The 18,797-nt window shown below is 28.2% G+C and carries 27 protein-coding genes, 1 tRNA gene and 1 pseudogene; 20 read left to right on the top strand and 9 right to left on the bottom strand.

Annotated features, from left to right (window positions below; all coding sequences use genetic code 11):
- Positions 1–174 precede the first annotated feature (174 nt).
- Positions 175–1,185: pseudogene (locus Q0984_RS06620) on the top strand (DUF3427 domain-containing protein); the annotation flags it as partial.
- On the top strand, positions 1,185–1,535 hold the full coding sequence (locus Q0984_RS06625; RefSeq protein ID WP_299525425.1) for a hypothetical protein: 351 nt from the start codon (positions 1,185–1,187) through the stop codon (positions 1,533–1,535). The pseudogene Q0984_RS06620 and the gene Q0984_RS06625, both read left to right, overlap by 1 nt.
- A gap of 12 nt (positions 1,536–1,547) precedes the next feature.
- Here the strand turns inward: Q0984_RS06625 and dmpI are convergent, their stop codons facing one another.
- A complete protein-coding gene (dmpI, locus tag Q0984_RS06630; protein WP_299525428.1) occupies positions 1,548–1,736 on the bottom strand; it encodes a 4-oxalocrotonate tautomerase DmpI in 189 nt (62 codons plus the stop codon).
- A gap of 65 nt (positions 1,737–1,801) precedes the next feature.
- Between dmpI and Q0984_RS06635 the strand changes: the two genes are divergently transcribed.
- Both Q0984_RS06635 and Q0984_RS06640 read left to right on the top strand, forming a co-directional pair.
- Positions 1,802–2,257, top strand: coding sequence for a deoxyuridine 5'-triphosphate nucleotidohydrolase (locus Q0984_RS06635; RefSeq protein ID WP_299525431.1), 456 nt, complete (start codon positions 1,802–1,804; stop codon positions 2,255–2,257).
- Between the two features lie 3 nt (positions 2,258–2,260).
- Positions 2,261–3,799, top strand: coding sequence for a thiamine pyrophosphate-binding protein (locus Q0984_RS06640; protein WP_299525433.1), 1,539 nt, complete (start codon positions 2,261–2,263; stop codon positions 3,797–3,799).
- On the opposite strand, the gene Q0984_RS06645 is transcribed toward Q0984_RS06640, so the two are convergent.
- The 5 genes from Q0984_RS06645 to Q0984_RS06665 all read right to left on the bottom strand — a co-directional run bounded on the left by Q0984_RS06645 (position 3,792) and on the right by Q0984_RS06665 (position 6,030).
- Complete coding sequence (locus tag Q0984_RS06645) at positions 3,792–4,082, bottom strand: hypothetical protein (RefSeq protein ID WP_299525436.1); 291 nt, start codon at positions 4,080–4,082, stop codon at positions 3,792–3,794. The genes Q0984_RS06640 and Q0984_RS06645 overlap by 8 nt on opposite strands.
- On the bottom strand, positions 4,072–4,587 hold the full coding sequence (locus tag Q0984_RS06650) for a DUF2953 domain-containing protein (protein WP_299525439.1): 516 nt from the start codon (positions 4,585–4,587) through the stop codon (positions 4,072–4,074). The genes Q0984_RS06645 and Q0984_RS06650 overlap by 11 nt, the downstream gene beginning before the upstream one ends.
- An 84-nt stretch (positions 4,588–4,671) precedes the next feature.
- Complete coding sequence (locus Q0984_RS06655) at positions 4,672–5,082, bottom strand: GerW family sporulation protein (RefSeq protein ID WP_299525442.1); 411 nt, start codon at positions 5,080–5,082, stop codon at positions 4,672–4,674.
- A 172-nt stretch (positions 5,083–5,254) separates the two neighbouring features.
- Positions 5,255–5,671: a hypothetical protein gene (locus Q0984_RS06660; protein ID WP_299525445.1), complete on the bottom strand. Its 417-nt coding sequence runs from the start codon at positions 5,669–5,671 to the stop codon at positions 5,255–5,257.
- 233 nt (positions 5,672–5,904) lie between these two features.
- The gene (locus tag Q0984_RS06665; RefSeq protein ID WP_299525448.1) at positions 5,905–6,030 is read right to left on the bottom strand and encodes a hypothetical protein; all 126 of its coding nucleotides are present in this window, start codon (positions 6,028–6,030) and stop codon (positions 5,905–5,907) included.
- A 269-nt stretch (positions 6,031–6,299) separates the two neighbouring features.
- Here Q0984_RS06665 and Q0984_RS06670 point away from each other — a divergent pair, with 269 nt between their 5' ends.
- A complete protein-coding gene (locus Q0984_RS06670) occupies positions 6,300–7,514 on the top strand; it encodes an ATP-binding protein (RefSeq protein ID WP_299525451.1) in 1,215 nt (404 codons plus the stop codon).
- A gap of 125 nt (positions 7,515–7,639) precedes the next feature.
- On the opposite strand, the gene Q0984_RS06675 is transcribed toward Q0984_RS06670, so the two are convergent.
- Complete coding sequence (locus tag Q0984_RS06675; protein WP_299525454.1) at positions 7,640–8,782, bottom strand: alanine--glyoxylate aminotransferase family protein; 1,143 nt, start codon at positions 8,780–8,782, stop codon at positions 7,640–7,642.
- 111 nt (positions 8,783–8,893) lie between these two features.
- Between Q0984_RS06675 and Q0984_RS06680 the strand changes: the two genes are divergently transcribed.
- The 6 genes from Q0984_RS06680 to Q0984_RS06705 all read left to right on the top strand — a co-directional run bounded on the left by Q0984_RS06680 (position 8,894) and on the right by Q0984_RS06705 (position 13,095).
- Complete coding sequence (locus Q0984_RS06680; RefSeq protein ID WP_299525456.1) at positions 8,894–9,568, top strand: YitT family protein; 675 nt, start codon at positions 8,894–8,896, stop codon at positions 9,566–9,568.
- Positions 9,569–9,631: 63 nt separating this feature from the next.
- The gene (locus Q0984_RS06685; RefSeq protein ID WP_299525458.1) at positions 9,632–9,850 is read left to right on the top strand and encodes a hypothetical protein; all 219 of its coding nucleotides are present in this window, start codon (positions 9,632–9,634) and stop codon (positions 9,848–9,850) included.
- 1 nt (position 9,851) lies between these two features.
- A complete protein-coding gene (locus Q0984_RS06690) occupies positions 9,852–10,505 on the top strand; it encodes a YitT family protein (RefSeq protein WP_299525461.1) in 654 nt (217 codons plus the stop codon).
- 33 nt (positions 10,506–10,538) lie between these two features.
- A complete protein-coding gene (locus Q0984_RS06695; RefSeq protein ID WP_299525762.1) occupies positions 10,539–11,183 on the top strand; it encodes a YitT family protein in 645 nt (214 codons plus the stop codon).
- 46 nt (positions 11,184–11,229) lie between these two features.
- Positions 11,230–11,949, top strand: a complete 720-nt coding sequence (locus Q0984_RS06700; RefSeq protein WP_299525465.1) for a 6-hydroxymethylpterin diphosphokinase MptE-like protein — start codon at positions 11,230–11,232, stop codon at positions 11,947–11,949.
- Between the two features lie 36 nt (positions 11,950–11,985).
- Complete coding sequence (locus tag Q0984_RS06705; RefSeq protein ID WP_299525468.1) at positions 11,986–13,095, top strand: ORC1-type DNA replication protein; 1,110 nt, start codon at positions 11,986–11,988, stop codon at positions 13,093–13,095.
- 6 nt (positions 13,096–13,101) lie between these two features.
- On the opposite strand, the gene Q0984_RS06710 is transcribed toward Q0984_RS06705, so the two are convergent.
- Both Q0984_RS06710 and Q0984_RS06715 read right to left on the bottom strand, forming a co-directional pair.
- Positions 13,102–13,365: a zinc ribbon domain-containing protein gene (locus Q0984_RS06710; RefSeq protein ID WP_299525471.1), complete on the bottom strand. Its 264-nt coding sequence runs from the start codon at positions 13,363–13,365 to the stop codon at positions 13,102–13,104.
- A 112-nt stretch (positions 13,366–13,477) separates the two neighbouring features.
- Entirely contained in the window at positions 13,478–13,657 is a 180-nt protein-coding gene (locus Q0984_RS06715) for a hypothetical protein (protein ID WP_299525474.1), read from the bottom strand.
- A gap of 93 nt (positions 13,658–13,750) precedes the next feature.
- On the opposite strand from Q0984_RS06715, the gene Q0984_RS06720 reads away from it, so the two are divergent.
- The 9 genes from Q0984_RS06720 to Q0984_RS06760 all read left to right on the top strand — a co-directional run bounded on the left by Q0984_RS06720 (position 13,751) and on the right by Q0984_RS06760 (position 18,775).
- Complete coding sequence (locus Q0984_RS06720; RefSeq protein WP_299525477.1) at positions 13,751–14,173, top strand: archease; 423 nt, start codon at positions 13,751–13,753, stop codon at positions 14,171–14,173.
- Between the two features lie 37 nt (positions 14,174–14,210).
- Positions 14,211–14,534 (top strand): hypothetical protein, encoded by a 324-nt coding sequence (locus tag Q0984_RS06725; RefSeq protein ID WP_299525480.1) that lies wholly within the window; start codon positions 14,211–14,213, stop codon positions 14,532–14,534.
- 156 nt (positions 14,535–14,690) lie between these two features.
- Entirely contained in the window at positions 14,691–16,139 is a 1,449-nt protein-coding gene (locus Q0984_RS06730) for an RtcB family protein (protein WP_299525483.1), read from the top strand.
- Between the two features lie 5 nt (positions 16,140–16,144).
- Entirely contained in the window at positions 16,145–16,900 is a 756-nt protein-coding gene (gene mtnP / locus Q0984_RS06735; RefSeq protein ID WP_299525486.1) for an S-methyl-5'-thioadenosine phosphorylase, read from the top strand.
- 23 nt (positions 16,901–16,923) lie between these two features.
- Positions 16,924–17,493 carry a flavodoxin family protein gene (locus Q0984_RS06740; RefSeq protein ID WP_299525489.1) on the top strand — a complete coding sequence of 190 codons (570 nt, stop codon included), beginning with the start codon at positions 16,924–16,926 and terminating at the stop codon, positions 17,491–17,493.
- A gap of 1 nt (position 17,494) precedes the next feature.
- Positions 17,495–17,818 (top strand): NifB/NifX family molybdenum-iron cluster-binding protein, encoded by a 324-nt coding sequence (locus Q0984_RS06745; RefSeq protein WP_299525492.1) that lies wholly within the window; start codon positions 17,495–17,497, stop codon positions 17,816–17,818.
- Between the two features lie 120 nt (positions 17,819–17,938).
- Complete coding sequence (locus Q0984_RS06750; protein WP_299525494.1) at positions 17,939–18,292, top strand: hypothetical protein; 354 nt, start codon at positions 17,939–17,941, stop codon at positions 18,290–18,292.
- A tRNA-Thr gene (locus Q0984_RS06755) sits at positions 18,293–18,365 on the top strand.
- A 32-nt stretch (positions 18,366–18,397) separates the two neighbouring features.
- Positions 18,398–18,775 (top strand): flagellar protein, FliL, encoded by a 378-nt coding sequence (locus Q0984_RS06760; RefSeq protein WP_299525497.1) that lies wholly within the window; start codon positions 18,398–18,400, stop codon positions 18,773–18,775.
- The last annotated feature ends 22 nt before the right edge of the window (positions 18,776–18,797 follow it).

Consider the following 18,797-nt stretch of genomic DNA (forward strand, 5'->3'; position numbering starts at 1 on the left):
ATTTTTAGACTATCAAATGCAAAATTGGACTGAAAAACACATTAAAATCAAATAAGCCTATAAAATTTTACAGACTCGAAATTATAAAAAATATCAATTTATCTGTTATATTTATAACTTTGCTTTAATTCATACTTAAAAAAGATTTACTAAGACATATCCATAATTGCTAATAATAATTTAAAGTTTAAATTAGGTAAAGTTCCTATGCTTTTGGATTTCTATGAAAATGGGGAAATGGATCCACTTTTAATTTTAAATCATAACACTATAGATTGTTATTATTCATTTTTAAAGAAAGTGGATGCTGATTATGAAGAGTATTTGTCAGAAGATGAGATTGCTAGCTTAAAATTTTTATCTAAAAATTTAGCTAATGGAAAAAGACCTCACGAGTTATTAATTTTAAAATATTTAATTTTTAATAATTATTTTTCACTTGAAATTATTGAAAAACTATTAAACGAGGAGTATAATATTCAAAATGATGTAAAATCAATTAAAAGTGCAATTAATATTTTAAATCTTGAATTTAGTAAAAAGGATAAAAAAGATTTTCCAAATTTATCTTTCATGGATGATTTCAAAATTTCAATAGATTTTAAAGAGTATTTGTCACATGAAACTTATAGAAAACATATTTTAGATTTAATTGATTATGGGTTACTTAAATACAAAACAGAATATAATTCGCAAGTTGAAGGTGAAAATTTAACATTATATGGTAAATATTCTAGGAAAGATGTTTGTAGATTACTAAATTGGCAAAATGATGATAGTTCTACAATGTATGGTTATAGAATAAAACATGATACTTGTCCAATTTTTGTAACTTATGATAAAAAAGATGATATTTCAGATAGTACTAAGTATCAGGATGAGTTTATAAGTAAAGATGTCTTCAGCTGGATGACTAGAAGTAGGATTAAATTAGATAGTAAAGAAGTTGTTGCTATTAAAAATTATCAAGAAACTAATTTAAAGATACATTTATTCATTAAGAAAAATGATGATGAAGGTAAAGATTTCTATTATATGGGTCAAGTTGAGCCATTGGACTTTCTTCAAACAACTATTAAAAACAATGAAGAAGATTTACCAATTGTTAATATTAAATATAAACTTCATAATTCAGTTAAAGATGAGTTGTATGATTATTTTGAAGATAATGTTATGGTGGTTTAATGGACAAGAAAATTAAGATAATAATTGTAGTTATAGTCTCTGCACTTTTATTGTCAATTGCTTATATGTTTTTATCAATGGATATGCAAGAAAATAAGAATCCTCCAGCAATTAACATAACAAATAATGCAACAAATAATTCAACAGATGATGTATCGAACAATGTTGAGACTATAAATCAAGACTACTATGCAGTTGATTATAATGATGAACCTATGGATGCAGATACTGAATGGTATCTAGATGAAAGGCCACATAAGCGTATGCATAGTATGGATGAAGTTCCGAGTGGTGAGCGGGAAGTTCATTATACTGAAGATGGTAGTGGATGGTATGAATATTATGATTAGTGATAAAGAGTTTTATTCTTTATCACTTAATAGCTCTCCAGCTACTCCAATACTTTCTTTTGGATAACTTTGTACAAGTACTGTTATTGCATCTATTGGCAATCCATAGCTTTTGGCTACTATTTCACTTACTTTTTTTACCATTTCTCTTTTAGCTTCAACATTAATTCCGTCATTTCCAGCTATTGTTATTACAGGCATATTTTTTCCTCCGTATTTTAAGGTTTATTAACTATGTATAATAAATTATCTATTTAGTGATTATTATGCTTGGTGAAAAGGAACTTGTTAAATTGTTTCCAGATTTTAAAGATTTAGTTCAGCCATCTGGAATTGACTTGGCTTTAGATAAAGTATATGTTCAGGAAAGTGAAGGTTCTTTAATTGATAATGAAAAAAATCTTCCTGAAATTAAAGAACTTGAAGGACCAGTTTACACTTTAAAACCTCACAGTGCTTATCTTGCTTCAATTGATAGAAAAATTAAGATTCCTAAAGGTTATTCTATGTTGTATTTACCAAGATCAACTCTTTTAAGATCTTTTGTATCTGTTCAGACAGCTGTTGGTGATCCTGGATTTTTTGGAACTTTGATGTTTATGATTTATAATCATGGGGATTTTGAATATAAAATTAAGAAAGGGGACAGGATAGCTCAGGGAGTTGTATTTGAAGTTGAAGGTTCTGGAGAATATAATGGTTCATATCAGGAAGAGGAATAAATAATGAATGTTGCTAGTTATTTAGTTAAAATCCTTGAAGAGGAAGGTTTGGAAAACATTTTTGGACTTCCTGGAGAACAAATTTTACCTTTTTATAGAGCTCTAAAAAATTCTAAAATAAACCATATTTTAGTAAGGCATGAACAAGCAGCAATGCATGCAGCAGATGCATATTACAAATCATCCCATAAATTAAGTGCATGTGTAGCTACTGCAGCACCAGGGGCTTTGAATTTTACAATGGCATTGGCTGGAGCATATAAAGATAGTGTGCCTGTATTAGTTTTAACAGGAGATAATTCTACTGATATAAGGAATAAAGATGTTTTTCAATCAGTTCCAACATCTGAAATCTTTAAAAATATAACTGATAAAACATTTAATCCATTAAATGGAACTGAAGCAGTATATGCACTAAGAGTAGCTATTTATAAGATTAAACATGACCCAAAAGGACCAGTTCACATAAATCTTTCAAATGATGTACTGTTAAGTGAAGAATTCCAAGACTTTGATGTATGTTATTTATGTGAAAATGACTTATCAAATGTTTCAAAGGCTCAAGAACTAATAAATGCAGCTGAAAAACCATTATTTGTATTGGGTTCTGGAGCTATATCACAAAAAGACGCTTTAGAATTAATAGTCACTACTAATAATATTCCAGTAACTACTACATTTAATTCAAAAGGAATTATCTCCGAAGATAATCCGTTGAATCTGGGATTGGTAGGTTCAAGAGGTACACCTAGAGCAAATTATGCACTAAAAAACTCTGACTGTATTATTGCATTAGGAGCAAAAGCTTGTGAGAGAACATTCACAGATTTTGAAGAAATAAAAGACAAATTAATTCATGTAAATATTAATAATAAAGATTTAAAAGGAAATTATCCAATTCAAGGAACAGTTGAAGACTTCTTATTTGAAGTTGACTTTAAAAAAGTAGACTGGTTAAATGAAATATTAAAAATAGATAACACTATATTTATTGATGGTTTAGATGATACAACACTTCCATTACGACCACAAGTAGCTATTAATGAAATATTAAATCAATATGAGGATAATATAATAATTGGTGATGCAGGAAGTCATATTACTTGGGTAACACTTCTTAAAAAATCATTTAACTTTGGAGAACTACTGTTTCCAGCAGGACTTGGACCAATGGGTTATGGGATTCCAGGAGCTATTGGAGCAGCTATCGCAAACCCTGATAAAAAAATTATAGTGATTAATGGGGATGGAGATTTCCAAATGAATATTCAGGAATTAGCTACAATAAAGCAATATAACTTGAATATTTCAATTTTTATTATAAATAATTCACAATATGGTATTATAAGGCAACATGAAGTTAATAAATATAATATGGAACCTTATCAAATAGATTTAAAGAATCCTGATTTTGTAAAAATAGCTGATGCTTATGGATTAAAAGCAAAAAAAGTAGAAACACTAAATGATTTAAAAAATATAAATGATTATGATGTTGTTGAAGTTATAGTTAGGGCTGAAGATATTCCATTACCTAAATAAGACATTCTTCAACAAATTTTTTAACAATATCTTCATAACCATGACAATTTCCATTAAAAGAGTAATAATAATATTTATCATCTTGATTATGGATAAACCCAACAGGTATTAATTCATAACTAGCTATAGTGCCTTTCGTAATGACTACTTTTGATTTATAAATAAAATAAAAGTCATCATCATATACAGATACTTTTTTAAAGGTTAATTTTTCATCTTTTTCAAAATATTTATCAAAAAACTCTTTATGGTGTTGAATAAATCTTGAAAAGTCATTGTTCATTGTCATTACCTCTAAATGATTTGATTAAGGTTCTAATTTCTTTTTTAGAAATTAAACTAATAACTGGAAAAATTAATTTTAAAAGATTAATATCAATATCTCCACTACCTTTAAAATCAATTATGGGATCGCCAAAAATAGGTTCAGCACTTAATTTAGAAATAGGATATAATGTTTTAATAAAACCAATAATTGTCCAAATATAACCAATATATTGTGCAGTATCTGCATAACTAGCTAGTCCAAATTTAAGATGAGATTCTAGTTTGTTAACTTTAATAGATTTAGTACTTTTCTTTAAGAAAATCCAAATATGAGGTAATGCATTTTTAAGAGGTTTTATTAAGTTTCCATAATTTTTTTGGTCTTTTTTGTCATCTTCTTCTTCGGATTCTTTTTCTTTTGAAGAAATGTATATAGTTATTTTTTTAAAAATTTTTATTTTAATAATTGTTGAAATATTGCTTCCAGTTTTTTCAAAGCTAAGTGATATTCTAAGACCCATATATAAAAAAATAATAATTAGAAGGATTAAAGCAAAAATCATTCCTAGGATGTATATGGTGTTCAAAATATCCCTTTTTTAAAGTTATTCTTCATTTTCAGTTGTTGTGAACTCTGGCTCAATGTATTCAGATTCATCGTAATCTTCTGAGCTTTGTGAGAAGTAGTTTTTAACTAAATCAGACACGATTAATCCTAAATCAGATAATGCTTTATTAGTTTCAGTTCCTTTAGTTAAGTTAACAACTTTAACTCCTTCTCCACTTTTAGCATTTTTAGGTATGATTACCATGGAAACAGGTTCAACACCAGCTCCAGCACCTACTGTATCATTTCCATCATTACCTAGAATATTTTCGCAAGCTCCAAAACCAACACCCATTCTCATTACTGGAATTAAAATTTGATCTCCAGCATCAATAGGTTTTCCAACAACATTTTCAATGCTAATGAGTTTACGTAATTCTTCTACACTTGTTTTAATATTTTCAGCCATATTTTGACACATCCTTTTTTATAGTTAATTATATTATTAGGTGTTTTAATCTTAAATATTTTATTTATTTTAAAAAAATTTGAACTTAATAACTTATGATGTTATTAAGCCAATTTAAAGATTTATTTTTTTTATTTTTTGTTGTTGGTGTTTTTTAGCAGTCCTATTTGTTTTAGTGTTTCTTCGAGGGGTATTCCTTGTTTTGTTTTTTGTTTATTTCGTTTATTATTTCTTTTTCTTTTCTTCCTATTTTTTGTCCTTCTATTTTTCCTATTTCTTGTGCTTGTGTCCATGCTTGGTCGTATAGTGTGTTTCTCATTTTTATTTCCTCCATTATCCTTGGTTGATTATCTTCATCGATTACTTTGGAACATACTGCTTGTTGGATGTATTTGATTTTATTAATTTCTGAAGGTGTTAATGTTGTTATTTTATTAGTTAATTGAGCAGTTTTCAAAGTCATCTCTTCAACTGTTTCACTGTAACTTGTAAATGGCATTAATTTCAAGGATAATATTTCTGTTTTAGTTAGTTCTTTGTTATTTTCTATTTTTTTACTTATACTATTTATTTTTTCATTTCCGTTCATGCTTTTTAAGGATATAACGGTGATTTTAAAGACATTATTTTTACTGTATTTGTAAATTATTTTGTCTTTTGCTATTGGTTGGACGCAAATTATGTATGTTTCAACATAACAACCAGTTATTTCATGTAGTAGTGCAGCATAAGCAAAAATTCTTTTTAAATCTTCTTTTGTAGGAATTTTAGCCTGGAATTCTAGATGGATGTAAATTTTATCTTTTGTTTTTCCTACATAATCTAATGATATCTTTTATTTTTTAATTCACTAAATTCTGTTTTTACAGATTCTATAACTTGGTAGGCAATGTTTACAAATTCTAAAAGTTCGTTTATAGGATTATTTGCTATGTCTTTAAAGGTCATATCTAAAATATGGTATGTTGTATTTATAACCTCCTTTTTTTTTATTGGGTACTCAGTATCATATTTTTTTCATGATTTATAAAATAGTTAGTTTTCAATAAAAACAATTTTACATTCTTGAATCAATAAAATAATGATTTTAAATAAGTTTATACTCTTGGGTTTTTATCGAGTATAAAAGAAATTTTTACTATTTTTTAAAATTTATCGAGTATAGTCGATAAAATTTATATATTTTGAATATATAACTTAAAAATAGGTGTTTTCAGATGATAAAACGGGAATTATATTTGGAAAAAATCAGGAGATTAATTAACACAGAACCGATTAAAATCATTACTGGAGTTAGAAGAAGCGGTAAAACCTATTTATTGCATAGTATAAAAGAAGAACTTGTTGAGCAGGGTATTTCTAAAGAAAACATATTTTTAATATCATTCGAATCTCAAAAATACAATAAAATCCAAAATTTTGGAGAATTGGATGAATGTGTTAATAATTTAATAAAAAACACTTTTGGTAAAATATATTTATTATTTGATGAAATCCAAAATATTGATGGTTGGGAGAAAAGTATCAATTCATATAGGGTAGATTTTGATTGTGATATTTATATAACTGGTTCTAATTCTGAATTACTCTCTGGAGAATTGGCTACATTAATTGCAGGAAGATATTTTCATATAGATGTTTATCCATTTTCATTTAAAGAGTTTTTACAATATAAAAAAGAAATAAACAATATGGATACTAAAAGTAAAGAATTGCAATTGTTTAATGAATATGTAAAATATGGGGGAATGCCTTCTTTACAGCAGGTGCATGATATTGATAAATTTTCATATCTGGGAGATATTTATAGTACTATACTTTTAAAAGACATTATTTCCAGACATAATTTAAGAAATGTGGAAATTTTAAACAGGATTCTAACATTCATAATCTCAAATGTCGGCCAACCAGTTTCAGCTAATGGAATATCCAAATATTTAAAGCATGAAAATTTAAGAGTATCTGCAGATACAGTTTTAAATTACTTGTCTTTTTCTCAAAATGCATGCTTTATTCATGAAGCTAAAAAAGAGAATTTAAAAGGTAAAAAAATATTAAAAACCAATGGAAAATATTATTTAGTGGATCATGGATTTAATCAAGCTATCATTGGTAAAGACATGGAAAATACTGGTCAGATACTGGAAAATATAGTTTATATTGAATTACTTAGAAGAGGTTATGATGTAAAAGTTGGAGATATAAATGGTAAGGAAGTGGATTTTGTTTGTACTAAAGCAGATAGGAAGGTTTATGTTCAGGTTACTTATTTATTGTCAGGTAATGAAACAATTAAACGTGAATTTGGTTCGTTAAGTGCAATTGGGGATGATTATGAAAAATATGTTTTAAGTATGGATAATTTAGATTTTTCAAATAAAGGTATAAAACATATGAATATAATTGAATTTTTAAAAAATGAGATTATTTAATGATTAATTTTTATCGAGTATAAAAGAAATTTTTACTATTTTTTAAAATTTATCGAGTATATTCGATAAAATTTTAATAGCTGTTGAAAAATATAACATATATTTAAAAAAAGAAAAAAGTAGAATCATAAGTATGATTCTGTAATGGATGCTACTCCAGCACCCGCATCTTCGATTGCACCAAGACCTTTTAAAGTCATTCCAATAGCTGCAAAGGTTTGTACTAATTCTTTGTAGGAAATATTTCCCATATGTCCTATTCTGAATATGTTTCCTTTTAAGTGATCTTGTCCACCAGCTAATTCTACTCCGTATTTGTCACGAGTAGTTCCTCTGAAGTCTGCATCAGTTATACCTTCTGGCATTTTAACTGCAGTTACAGTAGCTGAGGATACTTTTTCATCTGCAAATAATTCTAAACCTAATGCTTTTACAGCATCTACACTAGCTTTAGCAGCTTTATGATGGCGTGCAACTCTGTTTTCTAATCCTTCTTCCATAACCATTTTTAATGCTTCGTTCATTGCATAAGTTAATGATACAGAAGGGGTGTATGGAGTTTGTGGTGGGTTTTTATCTCCACTTTTTTTAGTAGCTTGCATATCTAAGTAGAATGTATGTGAATCTACTTTGTCTGCAGCAGCCCATGCATCGTCACTTAATGTAATAGCAGCCATTCCTGGTGGTGCTGCAATACATTTTTGGGATCCTGTGATACATACATCAATTCCGAATTTATCTACATCTACATAGTCTCCTCCAAGAGAAGATACGGTATCTACGATGTATAATGCATCATAATCTTTCATTACTTTACCGATTGCTTCAATAGGTGCTGCTACACCAGTTGAAGTTTCGTTATGAACAACAGACACAGCTTTGATGTCTTCATCAGCATCAAGTGCAGCTTTAATAGCTTCTGGAGTTACTGCAGTTCCCCATTCTACTGCTAATTCTTCGGTGGTAATTCCATGAGCATTTGCTATTTTCATGAAACGTTCTCCAAATTTTCCACCTACTACATTTAAAATTTTTTCTCCGGAATTTACCACATTACTTATAGCTGCTTCCATTGCTGCAGTTCCAGATCCAGTTAATAAATAGGATTGGTTAGAGGTTTGGAAAACATCAGACATTAATTCACTAGTTTCTGTTAAGATTTCTCCATATTTAGCTCCTCTATGATTTACAACAGCTTGAGACATTGCATTAAGTACTCTTGGGTGTACTGTTGTTGGACCTGGAAGCATTAATAAAATTTCATCCATTTAAAATTTCCTCCATATCTAAAAAAATTTTTATGATTTAGCTTATGATAAAGCTATGTAAATTTCTTATTTTTATAGTTTTTAAATATTGTGTAGTACATATAGTATAATATGGATTTTTTTGGAAATGATAAATTAACATTAAAAAGAGTTTTTAACTATATTCTAGGGTTATGGTTTATAACTTTAGGGATAGGTTTTTCAATAAAATCTAATTTAGGTTCAACACCTGTTAGTTCAATTCCTTATACTTTAAATTTAATTTGTGGGATTGAAATAGGTCAGGCTACAATATTATTCCATGCAATTTTAGTTTTAATAGAATTAATCTTGTTAAGAAAAGATTTTAAAATTAAACATTTCTTACAGGTCTTTGTTGGAGTATTATTTGGATATTTCACAAGTTTTTCAGTAGGGTTAATGAATTTTATTCCTGATCCTGCAAATTTTGTTTTAAGTTTAATTTTAACAGTTATAAGTATATTTTTTGTAGCTTTAGGATTATTTTTCTATGTGCCTACAAATATTATTCCACTATCTGTAGATGGACTGACACAAGCTTTATCTATTGCATTTAACACGAATTTCTCAAAAACAAAGATTTTTCAGGATTGTAGTTTGCTTGTAATTTCTTTAGTTTCATGTTTTGTTTTTTTAGGAGTAATTGGAGGTAGTGTAGGTATTGGAACAATTCTTTCAGCTATTTTTGTTGGAGTTGTATTAAAGTATATTCATAAAATTAATAGCTATTTGACAGGGGAATCTGTAGATTTTAAACAAATGTAGATTGATGATAAATATGAGTATGGTTAAAAAAATTTCATTATATATGTTTATGATTTATTTGTAATGACTGTAGGTATTGCATTTTCCTTATTTGATACAACAATTATGGTAATTACTTATGTAATTATATGTTGGATATTTATTGGAAATCTTTTAGTTAGTGTTGGAATTGGAATGATTATTATAGCAGTTTTGGTAGGTACAGTTTTAGAGCATATAGTAAAAGGATTTAAAATGTTAACTGGTTGTTATGTAGATTTAAAACAATTATGGGGTGTTTAAAATGTGGATTAAAAGAATTGTCTTATTTGTAGGTGGTTTATTCATAATGTCTGTAGGGGTAGGATTATCAATTAAATCTGGATTAGGTGTTACTCCCATTAGTTCGATTCCATATTCATTGACATTGGCTTCAAATGTAAATATTGGAATTACAACGGTTGTTTTCAATGCATTTCTTGTATTTTTGCAGATACCAATTTTAAGAAAAAAATTCAATCCAAAAAGGCTTTTACAGTTAATAAATGCATTTATGTTTGGCTATTTTACAGATATTTCATTGTGGATTTTATCTCCTTTTCCTAAATTATCTTTAGGCTTTGATTTCTTACTTTTAATTGTAAGTATGTTTTTAATAGCTATTGGTATTTTAATATATATGCCAGCAAATATTGCACCGCTTCCAGGAGAAGGGGTTGTGGAAGCTGTGTCTTTGGTATCAGATAAACGTTTTTCAAATGTTAAAGTATGTTTTGATACATCAATGGTTGTATTATCTTTAATCATCTGTGTATTTTTTACAGAGAATATTTTTGGTAGTGTAAGCATAGGTACAATTCTTGCAGCGATATTCATAGGAATTATTATAAAACATATTAATAATTTATATGAAAAAATAACTGGAAAAGCAATCACTGTGGTTAATAAAGAAAATTAGGAGTATGAAAAAATTAAAATCACAAAAGAATTAATTAAAAGAATAATATATTATGTAATCGGAGTATGCTTATTATCTTTTGCTGTAGGAGTTTCAATTAAGTCTGAATTGGGTGTTACTCCAATTAATTCTATTCCTTATGCAATTGCATTAATTACAAATATTAATGTAGGATTATCCTCAGTTTTATTTTATTTGGTGGTTATTTTTATACAAAAACCTATTTTAGGCAATAATTATCATCCAAAAAGGCTTCTTCAATTAGCTAGTGCTTTTTTATTCGGATATTTTGTTGATTTTTCATTGTGGGTTTTATCTCCAATCCAGAACCTTTCAATGATATGTAAATTTTTGATGCTGGCATTAAGTATAGTTCTTATAGCTATTGGAATTTTAATAATGATGCCAGCAAATATTGCGCCACTTCCAGGAGAAGGACTTATTGAAGCAATAGCTATAACTCTTGATAAGAAATTTTCATCAGTTAAAATTTGTATTGATTCATCAATGGTTATAATAACAATTATTTTATGTTGGATTTTTTTAAATGATGTTTTAGGAAGTGTAAGTATAGGAACAGTGATTTCTGCAGCTTCTACAGGTTTTGTTGTACGGCAATTCCATGATTTATATAAATATTTCACAGGTAAAGATATTAGGGTTGTTAATAAAGAATAAAAAATATTAATGATTTATAATTAAAATCATATGTATGGTGATTTAAATGGATTTTGGGCTTTGGGAAAATTATTATAAACAAATTTTAGATGATTTTGGATTTGAAAGAAAGGATGATGAAAAAACAGCTCAGGTACTTGATGATATTCTTTTTGATGAAGGTTGTTTGACATTGGAAGATTTATATGAAAAGATAAATTTTTCTAATAGATTTATAATATTTGGAGCAGGACCCTCTTTAAAAAAGCATATTAAAAAAATAAAAGAAGAATATGACTTAACAAAATATGTATTGGTATCAGCTGATGGAGCAACAACAGCTTTAATTGAAGAAAAAATAATTCCGGATATAATAGCTACAGATTTAGATGGTAAAATAGATGATATTTTATATGCAAATACAATGGGTGCAAATTTAGTTATTCATGGGCATGGGAATAACTTAGAAGCAATATTGAAATACACTCCATTTTTTGACAATGTTTTGGGAACAACACAATCTCAAGCACATGGAAACCTTTATAATTTTGGAGGATTTACCGATGGGGATAGAGCTATGTTTTTAGCTATTGCACTTGGAGCTAAAGAATTGATATTGGCTGGAATGGATTTTGGGGATAGAGTAACTAAATATTCACGACCAAATATTGAAAACGAAACTGCAAAAGCAGATGATATTAAATTAAAAAAATTAGAGTATGCTGAAGCTTTTACAAGTTGGATTGCTGAAAATAAGGATGTTAAAATTATTAATTTAAAATTATAATAATTTTTTTATAATAGTTTTAATATAAATAATAATATGGGAATTGAAGATATTTTAATGCATGATGAAAGTCTTTTTCAAAATATAAATGCTTTTGATCCAGATTATGTGCCTCCAAACTATAATTATAGAGACACACAAATGGAAGCAATGGCTATGGCGATTAGACCAGCTATGGGTGGTGGTCAACCATCAAATTCTGTTGTTTTAGGTTCATGTGCAACTGGGAAAACAACAGCTATTAGAAAAGTATTTACTTTAGTTGAAAAAAGCACTGAAAAAGTTCTTTGTGTTTATATAAATTGTCAACTTCACACAACTCGTTTTGGAATATTTTCTCAGATTTATAAAAAGTTATTTGGACATATTCCTCCAGAAACAGGAGTTCCATTTTCAAGAATTTATGATCAAATCATGCATAAACTTCAATCAGATAAAAAAGCATTAATTGTAGCATTGGATGATGTTAATTATTTATTCCAGAGTAAAACAGCAAATAAAGTATTTTATGATCTATTAAGAGCATATGAAGAATATCCTGGAGTTAAAACAGGAATTTTTGCAATATTGTCTGATTTAGAATTTAGATATGCTTTTGATAAAAATGTAAATACAGTTTTTATTCCTCAGGATATAACATTTCAACCTTATACTTACTCTGAAATTGAAGATATTTTAAGAGACAGAGTTAATGCAGGATTTTTCCCAGGAGTAATGAGTGATGATATATTGGAACTAGTAGCTAGTCATACTTATGAAGTTGGAGATTTAAGAGTGGGTATTAATCTTTTAAGGTCTTGTGGTAATATTGCTGAAGCTAATGCATCTAGAGAGATTACTGAAAAACATTTTCAAAAAGCAGTGGATTCTTTAGTTTCAGTACAAATATCTGAAACTTTAAAATCATTAAATGATATTGAAAGATCTTTATTAAAAATAATTGTAGATTCAGATGAAATTTTCACAGCAGGCGAATTATCTGAATTGTTTAAACAAAAAGAAAATGTAAGTTATGCTACCTTTAATAGAACTCTTGAAAAATTAGAATTTTTAAGATTAATTGATACAAAATTTACAGGAAAAGGGTCTAGAGGAAATTCCAGAGAAATTATCTTACGTTTCAACCCTTGTGATTTTAATATTTAATTTTTTTTATTTCCATCTTTTAAGTTGTGGAAATACATCATTTAACATTTTTCTAGCTGTTTTTTCATCCATACTGGTATTTTCAACAGTTTTTGGAACACAAAATTCAATCATTTCGTCCATATTAATATCTGCTGTAAATTCTCCATTTTTGTAACAATAAACACAATAATCTTCGTTTTTACTTCCATCTTTATTGTTACTATATAATTCTTCAGTCATTGGCATTGCACAAGATTGGCAAAATTTTGTATTTTCATTAAATTCCATATAAATCACTTACTTTTCATAACATTAGATTTGCATGGTTCAACTTGCTTTTTTTAATCTAATGCTTTTTTCTGCGCTAAGGGTTTGGTAGCATATAATTAGAAAAAATCAATTATACTAAATTGGGATTTTGCGCAGTTACAACAGATATTATTGATAAAAGCAATACTATCATTATAACAAGTATCGCCATGCAAGCTTGAATATTATAATCACTATATTGTATTTCATCTAATATAGAACTTTTCTTTCTTAAATCAGCTTTTATTGAAGTATCTGAATTTTTTAACATTTCTATCACATCGCTAAGTTAATATTGTTTAAAAGTGTAATATAAAGAAAGAGAAAGACCCCATTTGAAAAGTAATTTATAGGAAAAATAATTATGAAAAAATTTGAATTTTTTGATGTAACTGCAGATATTGGTTTTTATGCATATGGTAATAATTTAAATGAAGCTTTTGAAAATGCTGCTTTGGCTTTATTTAATATAATTTCTAGAACTGACAATATAGAACCGATAATAGTCAAATCATTTGAAATAGAATCTGAAGATAAAGTATCATTATTATATGATTTTTTAGAAGAACTTTTATTTTTGCATGAAATTGAATTCATGTTATTTTCACAATTTGAAGTAACTATTGATAAAATTAATAATGGTTATCAGTTAAATGCAGTTATTAAAGGCGAAGAAATAAATTGGGATAAACATTATCGTGGTGATGAAGTTAAAGCAATAACATTTCACAAAATGAATGTTATTGAAGAAAAAATTGTACAACTTTCAACTATTGTAGATTTATGAAAACATATATAAATAAATATTCTTTATATAAGTACACATGCAAAGAAGAAGATCAGTTTCAAGAATATTTGAACTAATTGTAGGTGGATTAGGTTCACTTATAAGTTTATTTTCTAGTTCATTTATTTTATTAATAGGGAATTTTGGATTTGAAGCAACATCCTTTTTAGGGATTGTAGCTATTATAGGTTCATTTTTAGGTATTTTTGCATCAATTCATGTGTTTAAAGATAGTGATGTTGGTGGATTTTTATTTATTGTGTCTACAATATTAGTGTTGATTGGTTTCACATCATCTTATGGGGTTGTTGGGGCATTGTTATTACTTGTTGCAGGAATTTCTGCATTATTTAGAAAATAATCTTTTAAACATATTTTTAGTTTGGAATTGCTGATTAATGATTAGGGACAATTATTGTTCTTAATATCCTTTGAATTTTTATTTTAAATTTCTATTTTTTACCAAAAAATTATTTATTTCATATATTATAAATGTATAAACTAGTTTGTGATTTCTATGAGTATTAAAGATAAAGTTAAAAAAATTAGGGATAATGTTTATGAAATTCCAGGAAGCGTTAATAAAAAAATGAGGGCTTCTGGAAGATTGTATATTGATGATGATAGTTTTGAAAACTTGGAAGATGGAGCTATTGATCAAATTGTAAATATTGCTTGTCTTCCAGGAGTTCACAGATATGCAATAGGATTGCCTGATATTCATTTTGGATATGGATTTCCAATAGGTGGTGTAGCTGCATTTAGTGAAAAAAATGGAATTGTGTCTCCTGGTGGTGTTGGTTTTGATATTAATTGTGGAGTTAGATTAATTAAATCTAATCTTAAAAAAGAAGATATTGAAGATAAATTAGATGAATTAATTGAAGCTTTATTTGAAAATATTCCTTCTGGTGTGGGAAGTAAAGGAAAAATTAAACTTAAAGAAAATGAGATTGATGATGTTTTAAACTTTGGAGCTGAATGGGCTGTTGAAAATGGTTATGGCTGGCAGGAAGATTTGGAAGTTTTAGAAGAAAATGGGAGAATTAAGCAAGCAGATTCTACTAAAGTCAGTGATAAAGCTAAAAGAAGAGGAATTCCTCAATTAGGTTCTTTAGGTTCTGGAAATCACTTTTTAGAAATCCAAGTTGTTGATGAGATATATGATGATGAAGTAGCTAAAGTATATGGTCTTGAAAAAGGAATGATTGTAATTATGATTCACAGTGGTTCTAGGGGCTGTGGACATCAAGTATGTTCTGATTATTTGAGAGTAATGGATAAAGCTTATAAAAATCATCACATTGACCTTGCAGATAGACAATTAGCTTGCGCACCATTTGATTCAAAGGAAGCTCAGGATTATTTAAAAGCTATGTATGCTGCTGCTAATTATGCATGGGCAAATAGACAAATGATGACTCATTGGATAAGAGAAACATTTGAAAATGTATTGGGTAAATCTGCCAAAGAAATGAAAATGAATATTGTTTATGATGTAGCTCATAACATTGCTAAACAGGAAACACATAAATTCAAAGGCAATGATATGAAAGTAGTTGTACACAGAAAAGGAGCTACTCGTGCATTTGGTCCTGGAAGAGATGAAATCCCTGAAAAATATAGGGAAGTTGGACAGCCAGTATTAATTCCTGGGACTATGGGAACTGCATCTTATGTTTTACATGGAACTCAAAAAGCTATGGATGAAACATTTGGATCTACTGCACATGGTGCTGGAAGAGTTCTTTCAAGATCACAGGCTAAAAAAGATTATGCTCCGGAAGATATCAAAAATGATTTAGCTGTAAATGGTGTTAAAATCAGAGCAACTACTGAAAATGTAATAGCTGAAGAAGCACCTGGAGCATATAAAGATGTTGATAGTGTAGTTAGAGTATCTGATAGTACTGGAATAGCTAAACTTGTTGCAAAAGTAAAACCATTAGCAGTTACAAAAGGATAGATAATATGATTGGAATTATTGGTGGAAGTGGAGTTTATGAAATAACTCAAAAAGCAGATAGTCTTGAAAAAAAATTAATAAAAACAGAATATGGGGATGTTGAAGTTTCTATTTTGGATATTTTCAATAAAAAAGTAGCTTTTATTCCAAGACATGCTGCAGGACATAGTATTCCTCCACATAAAATCAATTTTAGAGCTAATATTGATGCACTTAAAGAAGTTGGAGTTACACAAATAATAGCTACTAATTCTGTAGGATCCATGAATTTAGATATGTCTCCAGGTTCTTTTGTTATTCCTGATGACTTTTTAGACTTCACTGAAAATAGGGATAAAACATACTATGAAAATCAAGTGGTTCATATTGATGTGAGTGAACCATACTGTAATCGTTTAAAAGAAGTGATATCTAGTTGTGGTGAAGTTATTGTTGGTGGGACTTATGTATGTACTCAAGGTCCTAGATTTGAAACTCCTGCTGAAATTAAAATGTTTAAAATTCTTGGTGGGGATTTAGTAGGTATGACGGGGGTTCCTGAAGTAACTCTTGCTCGTGAAAGGGCGATTTGTTATAATTCAATTTGTATAGTTTCAAATTATGCATCAGGTATTTCTGAAGATAATTTAACTATTGATGAAGTATTTGAAACAGTTAAAGCAAAAGAAAAAGAATTATTGGATTTAATATATGATGTTATTAAAAAATTAGATGATTGTGACTGCAGTTGTCATCATGCATTAAATGGTGCTGAAGTTTAAATTAATATTATGGAGTTGGTATTATGGTGAAAGTTATATTGTTAAATGCTAGTCCGAGAGTTAATAGTAATACTCAAGATGTTTTGGAAATTTGTGCTAAAGAGATAGAAAAAAATGGTGTTGAAACTGAAATCATATCATTGAGAGGAAAACAAATTCAATCTTGCATAGCATGTAATGCATGTAGTGAAGCTGGAAATTGTGTTTTAGATGATGGATTGGCTGAAATCATTGAAAAAATTAGAAATGCTGAAGGATTTATTCCAGCAGCTCCAGTTTACTTTGGAACAGCAAGAGGAGATATAATGGCTGCCCTTCAAAGAATTGGTAAAGTTTCAAGAGGTGGAGATAAATTCTTGGAATGGATGGTTGGAGGCCCAATTGCTGTTGCAAGGCGTGGAGGTCAAACTTTAACATTACAGGAAATGGCAATGTTCTTCCCAATTAATAATATGATAATGGCTGGAAGTACTTATTGGAATATGGTGTTTGCAGGTCCTGAAGGCACAGCTTTAAATGATGATGAAGGAATAAATACTATTCGTTTATTTGGTGAAAATGTTGCTAAAATAATTAAAAAATTAGTTGATTAAAATGAGAATTGCTCTTGCATCTTCAAATGGAAAAACTGTAGATTTACATTTGGGAAAAGCTGTATCATTAGTTATTTATGATATACTTGATGATGAATCTAATTTTGTTGAAACAAGAAATATAAATATTGATAAAGAAGCCAAACATCAGGGTGGAGAGGTTATTAATGAATGCAGTGATTGTGATGTTATAATAGCTACTCAGTATGGTTTTAAATCTAAAATTAAAGCAGAAGATGCTGGAATTAAATTGGTTGGTGATGAAGGTCCTGTTGAAGATGTTTTACAAAGATATCTTGCTCACTATAAATTTATGAATAGTTAAATTTCTTCATTTTTAACAACTTTTATATATTATTAACCTATATTAATATTATGAATGAATTATGTACAATTGTATTAGGGGTGCTTATTGCACTGGTGATATTTTCTATCTGTGGATAATATGGAGAATAAAAAGAATATTTGGATATTAATTATAGTATTAACGATTTATATATTGAATCAGCTATTTTTAAAACATTTGGGGATTTTATTTTTTAATAATCACTTAAATGATTTATTAGCTGTACCATTATTCTTTGCATTAATAAATACTATTTCTTTGTATAATACAAATAAACAGGTAACTTCTTTAAAATATTTAATTTTTATTACTATATTATTGGCATTTTTAGGAGAATATGTTGCTATCTATTTAAGGCCAGGTAGTGTTTCTGATTGGTGGGATGTTTTATGTTATTTTATAGGAATGTTTGTATATTATTTAATTATAAATATAGAACATGAAACTGATTAGGCCCATATAGTTCAGATGGTAGAACGATTGACTCGTAATCAATAGGTCTGGGGTTCGACTCCCCATATGGGCTTTTTTTTAAATAATTAATTTTGAGGTTTTAGTATGGAATCTAAAGATTTAATTATAATAGTTTGTGCAATTATTGCTGGAGCATGTATTATAGCATTAATAACGGTTTTTGTTGGTGATATGCATGATGATACAAAAGACATGGTATCTACTAATTGTACTGCTGAAAATGTAGTTAATGATACGACTGCAAGTACTACGAATGAGGATTCTCAATCAGAATCACAATCTGACTCTGGAGTTTATATTGTAAGTGAGGTAGTAAAATATAATTATCAAGCTGATGATGGTAGTTATTATCGTGAAGTAACTTATTCTGATGGGGGTTCTAGACAGTATAATACTTCTAGTGGAAATTTAATTGGATCTTCTTACAGTTCAGACCAAAAATATTTGCCTACTATGTATTAAATGGGGATAAGGAGTTTTAACA

Origin of the sequence: uncultured Methanobrevibacter sp., assembly GCF_934746965.1 — an archaeon.
Taxonomy (GTDB): Archaea; Methanobacteriota; Methanobacteria; order Methanobacteriales; family Methanobacteriaceae; genus Methanocatella.